The following is a 1,528-nucleotide window of genomic DNA, read 5'->3' on the forward strand; positions in this document are numbered from 1 at the left end:
CTATTGCGTTGAAAAAGTCCGCTTGAGTTCGCGATCTCCAGGACCTGCCACTGTCTAACAGGTGACGGACATGGAGGTTGCAATGATGGGACGCCAGGCAACGAAGCGGGAACTGTTTGTATCGATCAGTCTAGACGAATATGTTCCCGACGACCACCTGTTGAGGGCGGTTGACCGTTACCTCGACCTCAGCGAATTTCGCGCAAATCTCGTCGATTCATACAGCCATACCGGCCGGCCATCGATCGATCCCGAGCTGATGGCTCGCATGCTGATCATTGGCTACTGCTACGGAATACGGTCGGAGCGCAGGCTGTGCGAAGAAGTGAGCATGAACCTGGCGTACCGCTGGTTCTGCCGGCTTGGCCTGAAAGATAAAGTGCCGGACCACTCGAGTTTTTCGAAGAATCGGCACGGTCGCTTTCGTGACCACGACGCCTTTCGAAAGCTGTTCGATTCGGTGCTCCGACGCTGCATGGCCGAAGGTTTGGTGCAAGGCGAGGGTTTTGCGACGGACGCCAGCATGATCAAAGCCGACGCCCAGCGGCAACGTTCTTGCCCGGGTAATGCCGGTATCGACTGGGGGGACCCGGAGCAGGCAAGCCGACCAGTGCGCGAATATTTGGCCACGTTGGAACAGGCTAATCCAGTACCGCCAGCCCCGAAAAGGATTTCCTTGACGGACCCGGCATCGACCTGGACTGCTGCTGCCGGGCCGGCTATTTTTGCTTACTCGACGAATTACCTGATCGATTTGAAAGCGGGATTGATCGTCGACGTCGAGGCATCGGCCGTGAACAAAATGGCTGAAGTCGAAGCGACCAAACTCATGATCGATCGCGTCGAGGAAAAGTTCGCCATCAAGCCACAGCGCCTCGTCGGCGATACGAACTACGGCGTTGCTGCAATGCTGGGTTGGCTGGTCGATGAAAAAAGAATCGTTCCGCACGTTCCGGTATGGGATAAATCCGAGCATCACGACGGCACTTTCAGCCGGACTGATTTCTTCTTCGATGCCGAAAACAACCGCTATGTTTGCCCGGCCGGCAAGCATCTTAAGCCGCCTCAGCGTGGTCAAGCGAAAACACCATTGCGCTATCGGGCCAGTCTCAGTGACTGCAAGGTCTGCCAGTTAAAACCGAAGTGCTGTCCCAATATGGTCGCCCGAAAGATCGACCGCAGCCCGCAGGAACCTGCACGCGATGTCGCCCGTGCTATCGGCAAGACCGAGGCATATCGCCAGTCGCGCCGGGAACGAAAGAAGGTGGAAATGCTGTTTGCTCACCTCAAACGTATCCTTAAACTCAGCCAATTGCGCTTGCGTGGCCCGAGCGGTGCGCATGATGAGTTTCTACTCGCGGCAACGGCCCAAAATCTTCGGCGAATGGCCAAAACACTGCTTCAACCGAAACAAAACATGCAGCTAGTAACCAGTTGAGCGAACCCTGCATTGGCTACGTAACGCATTTTTCCTGTAGAGTTACTTCATCAGGAACCTTCTTGCCTAGGAGTTTTTCAACGCAATAGG

Annotated in this window: 1 protein-coding gene; it reads left to right on the top strand. The window is 55.3% G+C overall.

The features are described 5' to 3' along the window. Positions 1 to 82: 82 nt before the first annotated feature. Positions 83 to 1,438 carry a transposase gene (locus ACWCIA_RS22850; RefSeq protein WP_454166781.1) on the top strand — a complete coding sequence of 452 codons (1,356 nt, stop codon included), beginning with the start codon at positions 83 to 85 and terminating at the stop codon, positions 1,436 to 1,438. Positions 1,439 to 1,528 lie beyond the last annotated feature (90 nt).

Source organism: Massilia sp. SYSU DXS3249 (assembly GCF_053668055.1).